16 protein-coding genes and 1 tRNA gene are annotated in these 16,351 nt (G+C 52.4%); 11 read left to right on the forward strand and 6 right to left on the reverse strand.

The genetic code is table 11. The features are described 5' to 3' along the window. Nucleotides 1-69 precede the first annotated feature (69 nt). Nucleotides 70-684, forward strand: coding sequence for a PH domain-containing protein (locus HZU75_RS04985; RefSeq protein WP_180308064.1), 615 nt, complete (start codon nucleotides 70-72; stop codon nucleotides 682-684). A gap of 83 nt (nucleotides 685-767) precedes the next feature. Here HZU75_RS04985 and HZU75_RS04990 read toward each other — a convergent pair whose 3' ends face one another. The 4 genes from HZU75_RS04990 to HZU75_RS05005 form a co-directional block, all read right to left on the reverse strand. Then, nucleotides 768-3,827 carry an efflux RND transporter permease subunit gene (locus HZU75_RS04990; RefSeq protein ID WP_228028196.1) on the reverse strand — a complete coding sequence of 1,020 codons (3,060 nt, stop codon included), beginning with the start codon at nucleotides 3,825-3,827 and terminating at the stop codon, nucleotides 768-770. A gap of 74 nt (nucleotides 3,828-3,901) precedes the next feature. Then, on the reverse strand, nucleotides 3,902-5,038 hold the full coding sequence (locus HZU75_RS04995) for an efflux RND transporter periplasmic adaptor subunit (protein WP_228028197.1): 1,137 nt from the start codon (nucleotides 5,036-5,038) through the stop codon (nucleotides 3,902-3,904). Nucleotides 5,039-5,099: 61 nt separating this feature from the next. Then, entirely contained in the window at nucleotides 5,100-5,501 is a 402-nt protein-coding gene (locus tag HZU75_RS05000) for a DUF4260 domain-containing protein (RefSeq protein WP_180308065.1), read from the reverse strand. After that, nucleotides 5,501-6,928, reverse strand: coding sequence for an efflux transporter outer membrane subunit (locus HZU75_RS05005; protein ID WP_180308066.1), 1,428 nt, complete (start codon nucleotides 6,926-6,928; stop codon nucleotides 5,501-5,503). The genes HZU75_RS05000 and HZU75_RS05005 overlap by 1 nt, the downstream gene beginning before the upstream one ends. A gap of 153 nt (nucleotides 6,929-7,081) precedes the next feature. On the opposite strand from HZU75_RS05005, the gene HZU75_RS05010 reads away from it, so the two are divergent. Then, nucleotides 7,082-7,702, forward strand: coding sequence for a TetR/AcrR family transcriptional regulator (locus tag HZU75_RS05010; protein WP_180308067.1), 621 nt, complete (start codon nucleotides 7,082-7,084; stop codon nucleotides 7,700-7,702). A 69-nt stretch (nucleotides 7,703-7,771) separates the two neighbouring features. Here HZU75_RS05010 and HZU75_RS05015 read toward each other — a convergent pair whose 3' ends face one another. Continuing rightward, nucleotides 7,772-8,059 (reverse strand): DUF3862 domain-containing protein, encoded by a 288-nt coding sequence (locus tag HZU75_RS05015; RefSeq protein WP_228028198.1) that lies wholly within the window; start codon nucleotides 8,057-8,059, stop codon nucleotides 7,772-7,774. A gap of 200 nt (nucleotides 8,060-8,259) precedes the next feature. Here HZU75_RS05015 and HZU75_RS05020 point away from each other — a divergent pair. The 3 genes from HZU75_RS05020 to sbcB all read left to right on the forward strand — a co-directional run bounded on the left by HZU75_RS05020 (nucleotide 8,260) and on the right by sbcB (nucleotide 11,102). Then, nucleotides 8,260-8,336, forward strand: a tRNA-Pro gene (locus tag HZU75_RS05020). Between the two features lie 132 nt (nucleotides 8,337-8,468). Beyond that, nucleotides 8,469-9,509 (forward strand): TIGR03790 family protein, encoded by a 1,041-nt coding sequence (locus HZU75_RS05025; protein WP_180308068.1) that lies wholly within the window; start codon nucleotides 8,469-8,471, stop codon nucleotides 9,507-9,509. A 156-nt stretch (nucleotides 9,510-9,665) separates the two neighbouring features. Beyond that, entirely contained in the window at nucleotides 9,666-11,102 is a 1,437-nt protein-coding gene (gene sbcB, locus HZU75_RS05030; protein WP_180308069.1) for an exodeoxyribonuclease I, read from the forward strand. 29 nt (nucleotides 11,103-11,131) lie between these two features. Here sbcB and HZU75_RS05035 read toward each other — a convergent pair whose 3' ends face one another. Continuing rightward, complete coding sequence (locus tag HZU75_RS05035; RefSeq protein WP_180308070.1) at nucleotides 11,132-11,308, reverse strand: hypothetical protein; 177 nt, start codon at nucleotides 11,306-11,308, stop codon at nucleotides 11,132-11,134. 426 nt (nucleotides 11,309-11,734) lie between these two features. On the opposite strand from HZU75_RS05035, the gene HZU75_RS05040 reads away from it, so the two are divergent. The 6 genes from HZU75_RS05040 to HZU75_RS17315 all read left to right on the forward strand — a co-directional run bounded on the left by HZU75_RS05040 (nucleotide 11,735) and on the right by HZU75_RS17315 (nucleotide 16,342). Next, nucleotides 11,735-12,736, forward strand: a complete 1,002-nt coding sequence (locus HZU75_RS05040; protein ID WP_180308071.1) for a sugar ABC transporter substrate-binding protein — start codon at nucleotides 11,735-11,737, stop codon at nucleotides 12,734-12,736. Between the two features lie 99 nt (nucleotides 12,737-12,835). Further along, nucleotides 12,836-13,795: an ABC transporter permease gene (locus tag HZU75_RS05045; protein WP_180308072.1), complete on the forward strand. Its 960-nt coding sequence runs from the start codon at nucleotides 12,836-12,838 to the stop codon at nucleotides 13,793-13,795. 1 nt (nucleotide 13,796) lies between these two features. Further along, nucleotides 13,797-14,633 carry an ATP-binding cassette domain-containing protein gene (locus tag HZU75_RS05050; RefSeq protein WP_180308073.1) on the forward strand — a complete coding sequence of 279 codons (837 nt, stop codon included), beginning with the start codon at nucleotides 13,797-13,799 and terminating at the stop codon, nucleotides 14,631-14,633. 32 nt (nucleotides 14,634-14,665) lie between these two features. Then, nucleotides 14,666-15,121, forward strand: a complete 456-nt coding sequence (locus tag HZU75_RS05055; protein WP_180308074.1) for an RbsD/FucU family protein — start codon at nucleotides 14,666-14,668, stop codon at nucleotides 15,119-15,121. Continuing rightward, the gene (locus HZU75_RS17310) at nucleotides 15,102-15,641 is read left to right on the forward strand and encodes a MarR family transcriptional regulator (RefSeq protein WP_228028199.1); all 540 of its coding nucleotides are present in this window, start codon (nucleotides 15,102-15,104) and stop codon (nucleotides 15,639-15,641) included. Before HZU75_RS05055 ends, HZU75_RS17310 begins: the two co-directional genes overlap by 20 nt. After that, on the forward strand, nucleotides 15,536-16,342 hold the full coding sequence (locus HZU75_RS17315) for an ROK family protein (protein ID WP_228028200.1): 807 nt from the start codon (nucleotides 15,536-15,538) through the stop codon (nucleotides 16,340-16,342). The genes HZU75_RS17310 and HZU75_RS17315 overlap by 106 nt, the downstream gene beginning before the upstream one ends. The last annotated feature ends 9 nt before the right edge of the window (nucleotides 16,343-16,351 follow it).

Here is a 16,351-nt window from a genome sequence, read left to right on the forward strand (position 1 = left end):
TTGAACTTTATTTGACGAATAAAGTCAGAAAGCAACTTAATCCTCTTCAATTCCAGCAAAAGGATCACCATGTTTGGCAAACTTGCAGCAGATGCGCTCGGGCTAAGTGATATTGGGTCGGTAGTGCGCGTCGAAGACTATGACAAAGTCGATGCGGATGATTATGTATTTCACGAAGATAATGAAAAAATTTTTTTCCTGATCAAATCCAAAACCGATGAATACTGCTTTACCAACAAAGCCTTGATCCATCTGGATGGCACCAGTGCGATGAGCAAAAAACGCATGCTGTATCGCTATAGCTATCACTCCAACCCGATCACCAATGTCCATCTGGAAACCGCCGGCACCGTAGATATGGATGTCGAGATCAAATTCACCTTTGGCCACAAAGAATTCTCAATCGATGTGCATAAAAAACATCTGGAAGAATTAAAAGACCTCTACAAATCGCTGCTACGCATCGCTGAGATCATGCACGAGAACGAGCTCATGCATGACAACGCCAAGGCCAGCTTGGAGCTTGCCGCCACCACACTGGGGCGTGGTCAGGTTGGCGGCACGCCGGTGGTGGAAGCGTTTAAAGAACTCAATCAAACTGCCTTTAGCTGGCTTTCTGCCGCTCAGCAAAAATATCTAGTTAAAGATTTTGGCTTTGTGTTTGAGCGCTACATCAAAGCATAAGATTAGCTAGGGGTATATCAATCAAAAACATACATGCACTGGCTTTCAACTAGATACCAATGCATGTATATTTATTTGAACACTTATGCAGTCTGAGTTTTGCCGCGTTTGCGAGCCCACCACTGCACGAAATCGTCCACAAAAGTAAACACCACCGGAATCACCAACAAACTGAGGAATGTCGAGGTAATCAAGCCGCCGATCACCGCAATTGCCATAGGTGAGCGGAAACTTGAATCCGCGCCCCAGCCAATCGCAATCGGTAACATCCCCGCCCCCATCGCAATCGTCGTCATCACAATTGGTCGTGCGCGTTTATGACACGCATCCATCAAGGCATCGAATCGACTCTTGCCAGAGCGCCGCGCGACAATTGCATACTCCACCAGCAAAATCGAGTTTTTGGTGGCAATCCCCATCAACATGATCAAACCAATTAGTGACGGCATGGCAAACGCACTATTGGCCACCAACAGCGCGACAAAAGCCCCGCCAATCGACAGCGGCAAAGCGGCCAGAATCGTCACCGGCTGCATAAAGTCGCGGAACAGCAGCACCAGCACCATATAAATGCACAGCACACCGGTGAGCATCGCCAAACCAAAGCTGGCAAATAGTTTTTTCATCTCTTCAGCGTCGCCAAACTCAGCACGCGTCACACCGGCAGGCAAATTTTTGAGTGCCGGCAATTCATCTAGCTTGGCGCTAACCTCACCGAGGGTGAGACCATTGAGCTCCACATCGAAAATCACATTGCGCGCTCTGTCATAGCGACTAATCAAGCTGGGGCCGCTGCCAATTTCAACCTCCGCCACTTGCCCTAGCATCACATCGCCCTGGGCCGATGGTACGCGTAAGCGCTTGAGAGCCTCCAAATCGGTACGGAAAGAATCAGGCAAACGTACTACCACCGGTACTTGGCGCTCAGGCAAATTGAGCTTGGCCAATGCGGTATCAAAGTCGCCCACCGTCGCCACACGGATCGTGTTGGCAATCGCCAGCCCTGTGACCCCCATGTCGGCGGCTTTGGCCATGTCAGGCCGAATAATCACTTCCGGCCGTACCAAACTCGCACTTGAAGTAATCGCACCTACGCCAGCCAGCGTGCGTAAATCTTGCTCGATGTTTTTTGCGGCGAGTGCTAAGGCTTCCGGGTCGTCCGATTTAATAATCATCTGTAGCTTTTCACCCGACTGCCCCAAACCAATCTTAACGCGTGCACCGGGCAATACCGCCAGTGCTTCGCGCAAGTTTTTCTCGATCTGGGTTTTCTTCACTGGGCGTTGCTTGCGATCGACCAGCGTGAGCGTAATGCTGGCTTTATTCACGCTACTTGAGCCACCAGCAAACGGATCCCCACCTGCTTTACCGCCGCCGATTGCAGTGTAAATCCGCGTGATATAAGGCTGCTTTTCGATGATTTTGCGGGCCTGCTCGGTCACTGCATAAGTATCTTGCAGCGTTGAGCCCGGTGGCAATTCAATACTCACCAAGGTTTGCGACCGATCATCAGCAGGCACAAAGCCCGTCGGCAGCAGCGGCACCAAAGCCAGCGAGCCGACAAAAAACGCAATCGATAAGGCGGCAGTTTTTTTACGATTGCGCAGGCACCATTCTGCCCAGCGCAAATAGGTTTTCATCATCCGGCCTTCTTGCTCAGCATGGACAATTGGTTTGAGCAAATAGGCCGCCATCATTGGCGTAAGCAAGCGTGCAACCACCAAAGAGGCCAATACAGCCAAAGCCGCGGTCCAGCCAAAGGAGATAAAAAATTTCCCTGGAATGCCGCCCATAAATGCCGTCGGCAAGAACACCGCGACCAGCGCAAAAGTAGTGGCAATGACCGCCAAGCCAATTTCATCCGCCGCTTCCATTGCAGCTTGATACGGGGTTTTGCCCATGCGTAAATGGCGAACGATGTTTTCGATCTCGACAATCGCGTCGTCGACCAAAATCCCCACCACCAAGGCCATCGATAATAAGGTGACGGTATTGAGCGAAAAGCCCATATAGTGCATGCCGATGAAAGTCGGCAAAATCGATAAGGGCAAAGCTGCCGCCGACACCAGCGTCGCTCGCCAATCCCGCAGAAAGAACCACACCACGACGATGGCCAGCAAAGCGCCTTCGTAAAGCAGCATCATCGAGCCATCGAACTCATCCTGCACCGGCTTAGCCATGTCATAGGCTTGAGTAATTTGCAGCGTTGGATACTCGGCTTTGAGTTGTGCGAGTACTTTTTGAATTTGTGCCGCGACTTCAGTCTCGCTGGCGCCACGCGAGCGGGTAATCTCAAACCCAACCACCGGTTTACCATCGAGTTGGGCAATCGTCCGGCGCTCTGCAGTGGTGTCGGCAATGGTGGCAATCTGCTCCAAGCGGATGCGACGCCCATCACCCAATGCCAATTCGGTTTTGGCTAATTCAGCGGCCGTTTGCACGGTGGCAATAGTACGCAAGGCTTGCTCCGCCCCCGCCAAATCAGCACGGCCACCAGAAGAGTCTTTTTGTGTGATCGCCAATTGGCGCGAAATATCGCTGCTAGTGACACCCAATGCACTCATGCGCTCAGGATCGAGCTCAATGCGCACCTCACGCGTTACCCCACCAACACGCGATACTTGCCCAACACCAGACACCGCGCGCACCAAGCGCGTGATTTTGTTATCCACAAACCACGAGAGCTGTTCCTCATCGAGCTGCGAGTCGGCGACGGTAAACACCAAAAACGGCACGCCAGAGAATTCGACTTTACCAATAATTGGGTCTTTCAAATCGGCGGGCAGATCACCGCGCACATTGGATACGGCATCACGCACGCTATCAACCGCGTCATTGATGGGTTTTTCCAGCTCAAACTCAACGGTCATGCTGACCACGCCATCGGTGATATTGCTGTAAACGTGCTTCACACCTTGTAGCGCCGACACCGAGTTTTCAATTTTGCGGACGACTTCGGTTTCTAATTGGGCGGGCGCGGCACCATCGAGCACCGCCGTCACCGTCACCATTGGTAATTCAATATCCGGAAAGTCCTGCACCTTCATCGCTTTGAACGACCACAGTCCGGCAATAGACAGCAACACAAACAACATAATTGCCGGTATCGGGTTTTTAATCGACCACGCAGAAAAATTCATCATGCATCCTTGGCAAACATACCTTCACGGGTATATCGACAACGCTATTGATTAACAATAATTACAGGGCAATACCCTTATTTAACGACCCGAACAGTATCGCCATCGGCCAGAAAACCTGCGCCGGATGCCACCACTTGGGCTGTTGCCGCGATACCGCTCACTTCCATCAAGCCCTGCGCCTGCCGCCCCAATTGCACCCGTACCTGTTTAACTTTGCTGTTCCCTTGTGGCGTCGCAGCATCAATCACGAACACATTGGCAAAACCATCGCGCAGCAAAATCGCGCTACCCGGCAAGGTAAGCGCTTTGGCTTGCCCAACGGCGATCTGCCCTTTGGCAAACATCCCCGGTTTGGCCGCGCCCAGCGCGGTATCTTCATTTTTGACGTCGACATATACGATTAGATTGCGCGTTTTGGTATCAATCGTCGGGGCAATCTGGCGAACTTTACCGCTGAGCACCTTGCCACTGGCCACCGTTAACGTCGCATCCTGCCCGACCTTGATGTGCGCACTTTCACTGGCAGTCACTTCGGCTTGCCATTCCAACCGCCCCTTGCGTACCAGTTTGAATAACTCTTGCCCCGGCTGACTAACCGAGCCCAGCGTTGCACTGCGACCGGAAATCACCCCATCGTCAGGGGCAGCTATCCGAGTTTGATTGAGCCTTGCCTGTGCGCTAACCAATTGGGCTTTGGCTGAGGCTACCCGCGCTTGAGCGGTGCGCTCTTGCGTCATCGCCTGCGTAATTTGCTGTGCGCTCAACGAGCCACTGGTTCCCAATTGCCGCACGCGATTGGCATTTTCTTGCGCTTCGTTCAGGGCGGCTTCCGCCTCAGCGACCGCAGCTTTTACCTGCGCAAGTTCAGCCTGAATCGTTTCATCGTTATAACGCGCTAGCACTTGGCCTTTTTTTACTACATCGCCAATTTGCGCATTAACTTCCACCAAGCGCAAACCGCCAATTTCGGTGCCAATTTGCGATTCCTGCCACGCCACCACATTGCCATTGGCAGATACGTTTTGCGCCCATTCCATCACCTTGGGCGTAATCAGCTTCACGCTCAGTACCGCTTTGGCCGGGCTGGCGGCGGCCGTTTTCTTATCCGCATTGGCAAGGGCATAGCCACCAATACCGATCACAGCCACAGCAGCCAGCACACTAATGACCATCCGACGTTGCGCAGGAAGACGTTCTAACAAACGATTCATTACCCTACTCCAGTATCTTTACCAACCAATTATTAGCATTGCCATTCATGGCAATACCCATTTAATCTAACTGCGCTTTACGGCGCCCAATGTGCCCTAGGTGAGTAAAGTGAAAGCCCGCCGCGTATTTCAGGCCATAGCCAAGCGCGCGATCAAAACCCAAATGTGCGCACCAAATCAGCCCCAAACTCAGCCAATACGGTTGCACCACAAAATGCCCATAGGCACACACCAACAAAGCGCCTACATACGAGTGGCTCAGGTTGTAGCAAACCGCCCCGCACTGGCGATTAAGCCAATAGCCCAGCAAAGCCAAATCAGGAACAAAAAACCAGCCTGCAAATTGCCACCAGTCACCCCGCATAGCGCTATACAGCGCTAGCGCCGCAAGTAAAATGCACAAACCTTCCAAGCGTAAAATCAGCCGCACTCCACCTTGCGCCGATCCGGCGGTATTTGCCATCACGGCACCGATATCTTCGCGGGCTCATCCAAGCCCCACTCGCCGCCGACGGCTTTATACAGTGCAATCCAGTTCGCCAACTGCTCGCGCTGCAAACTGATCAGGCGGGTTTGGGCGGTGAGTAAAAAACGGCGTGAGACTTCTAAATCCAGCAAACTGGCGGCACCGGCCTTCCACATGGCTTCGCCCGAATCGAGTTGCTTTTGATAGCCAGCCACCGCACGCTGCGTCGCGGCAACACGTTGAGCGGAGCCATTTAGCCGCACCATGTTTTCTTCCACTTCGCGCACGGCCATGCGCACGCGCTGCTGATAGGCCGCCAATGCCTGATCGTAACGGGCGTGTGCCGCCTCTTGATCGGCCTTCAATCGACCAGCATTAAAGATAGGGAGCTTGATGGTGGGGCCAAACGACCAGCTCTGCCCATTCAGGGTTAGGCCATTGCTGCGCTGCTCACCGATGTTAATCGCGCCAAACAGGCTTACCGAAGGTAGCCGCGCCACTTCTGCCACGCCAACATCGGCAGCCGCCATTTTGACTAGCTCGGCAGCACTGCGCACATCAGGTCGCTGCGTGATGACTTCGGCAGGCAAACTGGCCACAGTAAAACCAACCGGCTGCGGCATACGACGCGCGGCCGGCTCGACGGCCTCAAGCTGCAAACGTACTTCGTTTTCATCCAAGCCAGTCAGGGCCACCAGCGCTTTAATCGCTACGGCCTGCCCTTCCTGCATTTCCACCAACTGTGCCTGTGCATCGGCACTACTGGCATCAAGTAAAGCTACATCAACGGGACTGGCCAGCCCGACGCGCTGCTTGTCCTGCGTGAGTGCCAAGCTACGATCACGTGAAGCCAAATCCTGCTCCACGATTGCGCCCATGGTTTGATAAGCACGGTAGGTCACATAGGCATTGGCCACTTCGGCGGCCATGCTGGTGCGCGCATCATGCCACTCGCTTTCGCGTGCGGCCAGATTGGCGAGCAATCCTTGCTCGGCAGCGCGCACCCCGCCCCATAAATCAATTTCCCAACTGGCGTCGAGTCCAACCGAGCCGGCGTTGGTGATGGCCCCCGGCTGCATTAATTCATTTTTACTACGAGTGCCTGCAGCAGTTCCCGTCAGGGTCGGCCATAAATATGCTTTGGCAGAATAAGCTTTGGCACGCGCCTCACTGATACGTGCCGTGGCCAGTTGCAAAGTGGGATTATCTTGCTGCGCGGCTGCTTGCAGCTGGCTTAACACGGGGTCATTCCAAGCCTGCCACCATTGAGTTTGCTCAGCCAGCCGCTCAGCCAATGGAGGGCTGGCTTGCCATTCCAGTGCTTTTGGGTCGAGTTGTGCTGAAGTTGGGGCCGGTAAATTGACGGCACAAGCGCTAAGCAGGCCCGCCAAAATACTCACAGAAAGCATTAAACGAAGTTGCATGGAACTGCGTTCCTATCGGGATAACACACGATATAAAGCCACCACAGCAAATAAGATGCGCAGCGGCACTGAATTTGGATTTGCTAACAAACATGCTAAACTGACTGAACGGTTCGGTCAATATGCAAATTAAATCATTTTTTGGAACGCGCGATGACAATTGCCAAGCTCAATAACAAGCACAGCGAAACCAAACGCGAACAAATCTTAGCGGGAGCTCGCGCCATCTTTATGGAGCACGGCTATGCCGCTGCCAGCATGGAAAAAATCGCCAAAACGGCGGGGGTTTCCAAAGGCACGCTGTACAATTATTTTGAAAACAAAGAAACGCTGTTTATCGCCCTGATTCAAGGCGAGTGCTGCAAAGCGGAAGCTCACTCTGCGCCACCGACCGAATTTAGTGACGCCCCGCCCGAGCCAATCTTAACCATGATTGGACAACAATGGCTGATGGGGCTTATCGATCCTGCCCAACAGGCTTTTTTTCGCGTGGTGTTGGCTGAAGCCCTGCAGTTCCCCGAGCTAGGCCAAGCCGTCGAAGCCAGCGGCCCCGCCCAAGCAATGCAGCACTTGGGGCGCTATCTGGAGCACCTGAAGCAGCGTGGCATCTTAGATATTGCAGATAGCACGCTGGCAGCAGAGCAATTTTTTGCGCTGTGCGATGCAGGCATTGTGCGCAAAATGCAGCTTTCAGTTGCAGAGCCCACTGCCGAAGCCATTACCCGTCACACTCAACATGCAGTGCAGCTATTTTTACGGGGCTATCGAACCTAAGAATGAGGGGTATAGCCCTAAAAGATAGCTGGACATAAACCTAGATAACTATACCCAATAAGAATCGGCTTACTGCTGCACCAATTGACGCGTTAGCAAGGCATCATTCACAAAGGTGGCCTCAATCTTCACCTTGCCCGACTCCCACACTGCCGACTCGCCGCTCACACCAAGCAAACTGGAGGAATGGCTCGTGCTCGGCTCCCCCAGTAGCGCCACCACCTCTGCGCGTGACATCCCAGTGCTGATTTTTTGATAGTTTTCTGCCGTTACTTTGCTACAGGCAACTAGGCAAAAAGTCAGCACGGCACTCATCAGCAAGCGGGCGATCCCGCGAATGGGCATAGAGAAAAACATTTTTCATCCACGAAGGTCAGTATGACAGCGATTCTACGCACATTAGTGGCATTCACAATGAAGCAAACAACAGCCGCGCCAGCTTAGAAGCGCCAAATTTAAATTCAATAACAATCAAATATTTAGCCAAAAAACCTGTTTTTTTGACCGACAAGTGTTGACGTAATTAGACCTGATCGGTATAGTTCGCAACCTCTAGTCGGGGCGTAGCGCAGCCCGGTAGCGCACCTGGTTTGGGACCAGGTGGTCGTGAGTTCGAATCCCACCGCCCCGACCAGAATCTTCTTGCATCACTTCTGTACCATCTCTCGTAACACCCCCCCCAAAAAAATCAGTCACACCTCAGCAAACCATAGAGCATTGCCGTTTTTGCAGCTATTATCGGTGTTTATTGCTTTTAATCTGGCTTATGCGCTATTTCCTGCTTTCAATCTTATTGTGCGGATTCAACTGGGCTCAGGCAGCACCTGGCAACCTGAACAGTCCTTACCAACTGAATGCCGAACAATTGGGTTTGGTTATCAATAAAAATGACCCTCTTTCGCTGGAAATTGGCGAGTATTACGCCAAACAGCACCAGCTCAAACCCGAGCAAATTCTTAGCGTCACATTACCGACGGATCGCGTTTGGATTACCGAAGGCGAGCTGGAACAGCTCAATGCTCAGATTAACGCCTATTTCGGCGATAACACCCAAGCACTAGCGCTTGCATGGGCCAAACCATATCGGGTCAATTGTCTTGGCATCACTTACGGCGTCACGATGGGTTATGTTGAGGGCGTCTGCGCCAATCTGGGCAAGCCTACGCCGGAATCGGCCTACTTTAACCACCCCAGCACCCAGCCCTACACCGATTTGAAAATTCGCCCGAGCATGCTGCTGGCGGCCAAAGACTTCAGCAGTGCCAAAAAGCTCATTGATACAGGCCTGCAAGCATGGGGCAACCAACCCAAAGGCACCGCTTACTACCTCACCACCAAAGATCAAGCCCGTAGCTCACGCGCGCCCTTGTTTCCGCCCAGCCAGACCTTAAGCAAACCGGCACTTAAAATTGAGAACCTCAACGCCGAAACCCTACGTGACCGCAAAGATGTCATTTTTTACCAGACCGGATTGGCACGCGTGGATGGTTTGGAAACGTTAAAATTTTTACCCGGCGCCTTGGCCGATCACCTCACCTCATTTGGTGGCCAGCTTACCGATAGCAGCCAGATGAGTAGCCTACGCTGGCTGGAGGCTGGCGCCAGCGCGAGCTATGGCACGGTTAGCGAGCCCTACAGCTACCCGCAGAAATTTCCGCACCCGCAAGTGCTGCTGTTTCACTACATCAACGGCGCTAGTGCAGTTGAGGCCTACTGGAAAAGTGTGGCATGGCCCGCGCAAGGGGTTTTTATTGGCGACCCGCTCGCGGCACCTTATCGCAACCTAAGCCCGTTCAAAACCAAGTAGGTATATGCTCATAAGCAACATCAAATGAGGCTAACAGAGCCATACCCTCCAAGGCCATTGGCTCACCCATCACAAACTGGCGCACAACGCATTTTTACTTGCCCGTTGCCGCTCAGCACAGTATAAAAACGCACCTTTACAAAGATCGAACCGGCAATGAGCATAACTTTTCTCTGGCACGACTACGAAACTTTTGGCGTAAACCCCAAGCTAGATCGCCCGGCGCAATTTGCCGGGATTCGCACCGATGCCGATCTCAATGAAATCGGGCAGCCAATTAATTTACACTGCCAACCTGCCAATGATTATCTGCCAGCGCCCGAGGCATGCCTACTCACTGGAATTACTCCGCAATTTTGTTTGGCCAACGGGATTCCAGAATATCAATTTGCCGCCGCCATCGAACGCGAACTAGCCACACCCGAAACAATAGGCGTGGGTTACAACACCATCCGTTTTGACGATGAAGTGACTCGCTTTATGTTTTGGCGCAATCTGATCGATCCTTATGCACGCGAATGGCAAAACGGCTGCGGCCGCTGGGATTTGCTCGATGTTGTACGCACCCTGTATGCACTCAGACCGGAAGGGATTGAATGGCCCAAACATGACGATGGGCGTATCAGCTTTAAATTGGAGCACCTGACCGCAGCCAATGGCTTGGCGCATGAGGCCGCCCACGACGCATTATCGGATGTCAGAGCAACCGTTGCGCTGGCGCGATTAATTCGCGCCAAACAACCAAAATTATTCGACTTTTGCTTGGCCTTGCGTAAAAAAGACCGGGTCTTTGACGAAATGAACATCGCGCAACCCCGCCCCTTGGTGCATATTTCCGGCATGTATGGCGTAGAGCGCGGAAACCTAGCGCTGGTTTGGCCACTGGGTATGCACCCCACCAATAAAAATGAAATTATTGTCTGGGATTTGGCCTACGATCCGCAGGAGCTGTTTGGCCTGACTCCCGCCGAAATTCGCCACCGGATGTTTAGCAAACAAAGCGAATTGGGTGATACGCCGCGGCTACCAATCAAAACCATACACGCGAACAAATCCCCGATCGTGGTGGGCAACTTAAAAGTGCTGCGCAGTGAAGACATCGCACGCTGGCACATTGATATGAACCAGATCCAGCAGCATGCAGCCCTACTTACCCAAGCCCCCAGTATTGCGTGGCATGAAGTGTTTGCTCGTGAACGTGACCACAACGACGAGAAACCTGATGTCGATGGCAACCTATATGGCGGCTTTGTCTCCAACACTGATCGACGCACCCTCACCCGCCTGCGCAGCCTGAATGGCGCGCAGCTGGCTACCGAAATAGTGCACTTTGAAGACCGCCAGCTGGAAGAATTATTTTTCCGCTACCGAGCCCGCAACTTCCCAGAAACACTCACAGCCGAGGAAGATACTCGCTGGGAGCAGTGGCGGAATGCACGACTATTTGAAGGCGCAGCCAACGCACTCACTTTAGAAAGTTATAGCGAGGAAATTGATCGTTTAGCCGAAACGCTTGCCGATGGGGATGCGCGCGGCGAGGAAATTTTAGCGGCGCTCTACGATTATGCCGAGCAAATAGCGCCAGAATTTTGAACTCTAAGCAATACTCAGCAATCCAACACTTAACGATCCAGGCGTGGCAACTGGCCACGCTTGGATGAATACAAATAAATACTGAAATCCACACCGCTGCGATCAAAGCGCGCATCTTGCGGCAAATCGCTGCGCCGCTCCTGCCACCATGACTTGAGCACCAATACCACAAACACCACTAGCAAACCCAATCCTACCCAATCCATCGCATACCCTCCCCATTTCGAAGTAAGCTTAGATTAAGAATCCAAAGAATAAAGTATTTATACGGTTAATTTTTTATTAAAAGTCGCCAATCGGCGATCCACAGGGTCAAGTATTGCTCTCTGCATCTTTGAGAAAAAGGCATTCCAGCCTATACCTACCCAAACCAATCCCCAGAGCCTCCCAGCAGCACGAAGCAGTAACCCCACCCCGATCAAGGTTGTGCCACCGTTTACTGTACCCGAACAGAGCCAAATCGTAAGTTAATCAGCTATTTACTAAGGGTTTTTATATAGATCAATTGACTTGATTTATTAATCCGACAGGCATAATCTTTTCATAAATCAAATTGATTTATTAATAAAAGCATACGCAATTTGATTGCAGTACCCACTACCTACACAGGAACACACATTAGGAGAAGTATCATGCAACAGAGCCGCATCCATCTTGCCATTGCCGCTGTCGCAACTGCGATTGCTCTTCCCACCTTCGCGGCTGAACCGATTATCGGCCTGATTACCAAGACAGAAACCAACCCTTTCTTTGTCAAAATGAAAGAAGGTGCCAGCGCTGAAGCCAAAGCCAAAGGCGCCAAGCTGCTATCTGCCGCAGGTAAAACGGATGGTGATAATGCAGGGCAAGTTACTGCAATCGAAAACATGATTGCCGCTGGCGCTAAAACCATTCTGATTACTCCAAGCGACTCAAAGGCCATTGTCCCCAGCATTAAAAAAGCACGCGAAAAAGGCGTACTGGTGATTGCACTGGATAGCCCCACTGAGCCAGCCAATGCAACTGATGCACTGTTTGCCACTGACAACTTCAAAGCTGGCGTTTTAATTGGCAACTACGCCAAAGCCACGATGGCGGGCAAACCCGCAAAAATCGCCACCTTAGACCTATTTCCAGGACACCCAGTTGGCGCACAACGTCACAACGGCTTTTTGGAAGGTTTTGGCCTCAAATCGCTCGATGCTAAAAGCAATGAGTTAGCCAAGCCGGCCGAAGTAGTCTGCATGGCCGATAGCTTTGGCGACCAAGCCAAAGGCCAAACCGCGATGGAAAACTGTTTGCAGAAGAATCCAGATATCAACGTGGTGTACACCATCAACGAACCAGCAGCTGCTGGTGCGTTTAACGCGCTGAAAAAAGCCGGCAAAGAAAAAGGTGTGCTGGTGGTATCGGTGGATGGCGGCTGCCAAGGCATTAAAGATGTTGGTGCAGGCAAAATCGCCGCGACCTCACAGCAATACCCACTAAAAATGGCGGCGATGGGCGTTGCTGCTGGCGTTGAATATGCCAAAACCGGCAAAAAACCTTCGGGCTACACCGACACTGGCGTAACGCTGATTGCGGCCAAAGCCGTAGCTGGCGTGGATAGCAAAGACACCAAAACCGGTATGGATTTGTGCTGGGGCAATAAATAACACCAGAGCTGTCGGGCTCGTCCGCAACGACGAGCCCATTTCCCGAATGAGTCAATGCCATTCATTGGCTAGAACTAATGCGTAGTAAGGAGCGGTGTTATGCCGAGCTGGAAAGAACAATTACCGTCGATTGGCACTCTGGGGCCGTTTATTGCCCTGCTGATCGCTTGCGGCTTCTTTTCGCTGCAAAGTGAGCAGTTTCTCACTGGAGCGAATTTCTCGCTGATTTTGCAACAAGTCATGGTAGTGGGCCTGATTGCGATCGGCCAAACATTGATTATTCTGACCGCAGGCATCGACTTATCCTGCGGGATGGTGATGGCACTGGGCGGGGTCGTGATGACCAAAGTGGCCCATGATTACGGCGTTCACCCCGTATTGGCCATTGCTGCCGGCTTTGCCGTTACCGCAGGCTTCGGGCTTATTAATGGCCTCTTAGTCACCCGGATTAAATTGCCTTCATTTATCGTCACCTTGGGCACGATGAATATTGCGTTTGCGATCACCCAGCTCTATTCGCAATCGCAAACCATTACCGATTTACCCGCTGGCATGACCTTCCTAGGTACGACCTTTAGCATCGGCCAAACCGAGGTCGCCTATGGCACGGTACTGATGCTGGCCATGTATGGCGCCTCGTGGCTGTGGCTGCGTGAAACCGCCTCAGGCCGCCATATTTATGCGGTCGGCAATAACCCTGAAGCCACACGCTTGACCGGGATCGCAACCCACAAGGTATTGCTGATGGTGTATGTGCTGGCCGGTTTGTGCTACGGGGTAGCGTCCCTTTTGTCGGTAGCTCGCACTGGCGTGGGTGACCCTAATGCGGGTCAAACCGAAAACCTAGATGCCATTACCGCAGTCGTACTAGGTGGCACCAGCTTATTTGGTGGGCGCGGCATTGTGCTTGGCTCACTCATTGGTGCCATGATTGTGGGGGTATTTCGCAACGGGCTAACACTGATGGGGGTTTCATCGGTATACCAGATCTTAATCACCGGTATTTTGGTCATTCTTGCTGTTGCTACCGACCAACTTTCCCGTAAAGGAGGCCGCTAACATGAGCCAAGCAACTGAACTTGAAATCAACGCTCGGGCACTAACACAAGACACTCGCCCTTTAGTATTACAGGCCAAAGGGCTGGTAAAACGCTACGGTCAAGTGACCGCACTGGATGGCGCTGATTTTGAATTGCGCGCCGGAGAAATCATGGCGGTGATTGGTGATAATGGCGCGGGCAAATCATCACTGATTAAAGCCCTATCAGGGGCAATCGAGCCCGATAGCGGCGAGATTTTACTTGATGGGCAAGCAGTTCACTTCAAAAGCCCAATCGACGCACGTCGCGCAGGTATTGAAACGGTGTATCAGGATTTAGCCGTCGCACCTGCAATGACCATTGCCGAAAACCTGTTTCTGGGGCGTGAGATTCGCCGGGATAATTTGCTGGGTCAATGGTTTGGTGCGCTGGATAAAAAACGCATGCTCAAAGACAGCATCGCGTACATGCAAGAGCTAAAAATTGGCATTCGCTCAATGGGGCAAGCTGTTGAAACCTTATCAGGTGGCCAGCGCCAAGGCGTGGCAGTTGCCCGTGCGGCGGCATTTGCCCGTCATGTGGTGATCATGGACGAGCCAACTGCAGCACTGGGTGTCAAGGAAGGCAATATGGTGCTAGAGCTCATCCGCAACGTCCGTGATCGCGGCTTACCGGTCGTGCTGATTAGCCACAATATGCCGCACGTTTTCGAGATCGCAGACCGTATTCACGTTGCCCGTCTAGGGCGTCGCGCCGCAATCCTCAACCCCAAAGCCATCACGATGAGTGATGCTGTAGCAGTCATGACCGGCGCGATGAAACCTGAAGACATCCCAGCTCACTGGCTTGCCAATTAAACCACTTACCGCAATTTGCAAAGGATATCGCCATGCTAAAAGGGATTGACCCTCTTCTCACCCCTGATTTACTCAAGGTGCTGGCCGAAATGGGGCATGGCGATGAAATAGTCATCGCCGACGCCAACTTCACCGCCGCCTCACTGGCCGCAGATAAACCACTACTCCACTTGGCCGGCGCAGGTGTCGCCCGTGCTGTCGAGGCGGTATTGAGCTTATTGCCAATTGATCAGGATGTGGCTCAGCCCATTGCTTATATGCAGGTAAGTCATCAACCCGAAGGTTGGCGCAGTGCCTTGCAGCGCCATGTCATTCAATCAATGGCGGAACAAGGGCACGCTCAAGAAAACCAAGTCGCAGCGGTGGAACGATTTGCTTTCTATGATCGCGTCAAGCAAGCTTACGCGATTGTTTTAACCAGCGAATTACAGCCGTATGGCAACTTCATCCTCAAAAAAGGGGTTATCTGTGAACCGCTCGCCGGATAAACACCTTACCGATTCTGCGTCCAAGGCTCCTAAGCTCAAGCCAAGGGGCTCTTCACAAGACGGGTTACGGCAATACAACGAACGCGTGGTGTTGCAAGCGATCCGCCTCAATGGGCGCTTACCGGGAGCGGAAATCGCACGGCTAACCAAACTCACCGCGCAATCGATTTCTATGATCACGAAGCGTCTGCTCGAAGATGAATTATTGATCAAAGAAACCCCGCAGCGCGGTAAAGTTGGCCAGCCTTCTGTGCCACTAGCGCTCAATCCAGATGGCGCGTATGCCATTGGGGTCAAAATTGGCCGTCGCAGCCTTGATGTGCTGCTAGTTGATTTCACGGGCGCGGTACGGCAACGCTGGGATCTGCATTACGATTTTGCTGCGCCAGATCGCGTCCTTGCCCATATTGCGGAGTGCCTTGGCAAGATCAAACAACTGCTTGGGGCTACACACTGGGCACGTATTCAGGGTATCGGGATTGCCGCACCACTGAATATGGGGGCTGGCAGCAATTACTAGGCTTAGATAGCGATATCGTAGCGCAGTGGGCTAGCTTTCAATTGGAAGACGAATTAGCGAACTTATCGGGCTTGCCCGTCCAATCCATCAAAGACACCTCTGCGGCCTGCGTCGCTGAGCTAGTCGCTGGTCGCGGGCGAGATATTCGCAACTTTGTGTATATCTTTGTTGATACCTTTATTGGTGGTGGCCTGGTACTCGATAGCCACCTGCATTTAGGTCAGCATGGTAATGCCGGCGCCGTGGGATCTTTGCCAATGGGGATGTCAAAGCAAGGTAGCAACGGCGCACAATTGCTCAATATTGCCTCGATGTATCAACTCGAAAATCGCTATATTGCTGCGGGTTTGGATGGCAAAGCTACCAGCGATGAGCGCAGCACCAGCGATGCATACTGGCTCCATACTCAGGCCTGGCTGGATGAAGCAGCGCCTGCGATTGCGCTGGCCTTGCTCAATACAGCATGCTTATTGGACCTAGAAGGCGTGATTTTAGATGGTTGTTTTTCACGCCAACTGCAGCAACACTTGATTCTGAGCGTACGCAATGCCATGGATGAGCTCAACTGGGAGGGGGTTACTCCACCGCAGATTTTACCCGGCGCAATTGGCTCCGATGCGCGAGCCTTAGGCGGTGGGCTTTTGCCGCTCTATGCCAATTTTGCACCCGATCGGGATTTGTTTCTCAAGCTCGATTATTAAGCACGGGAA

It is taken from the genome of Chitinibacter fontanus (assembly GCF_013423785.1).
Lineage (GTDB): Bacteria > Pseudomonadota > Gammaproteobacteria > Burkholderiales > Chitinibacteraceae > Chitinibacter > Chitinibacter fontanus.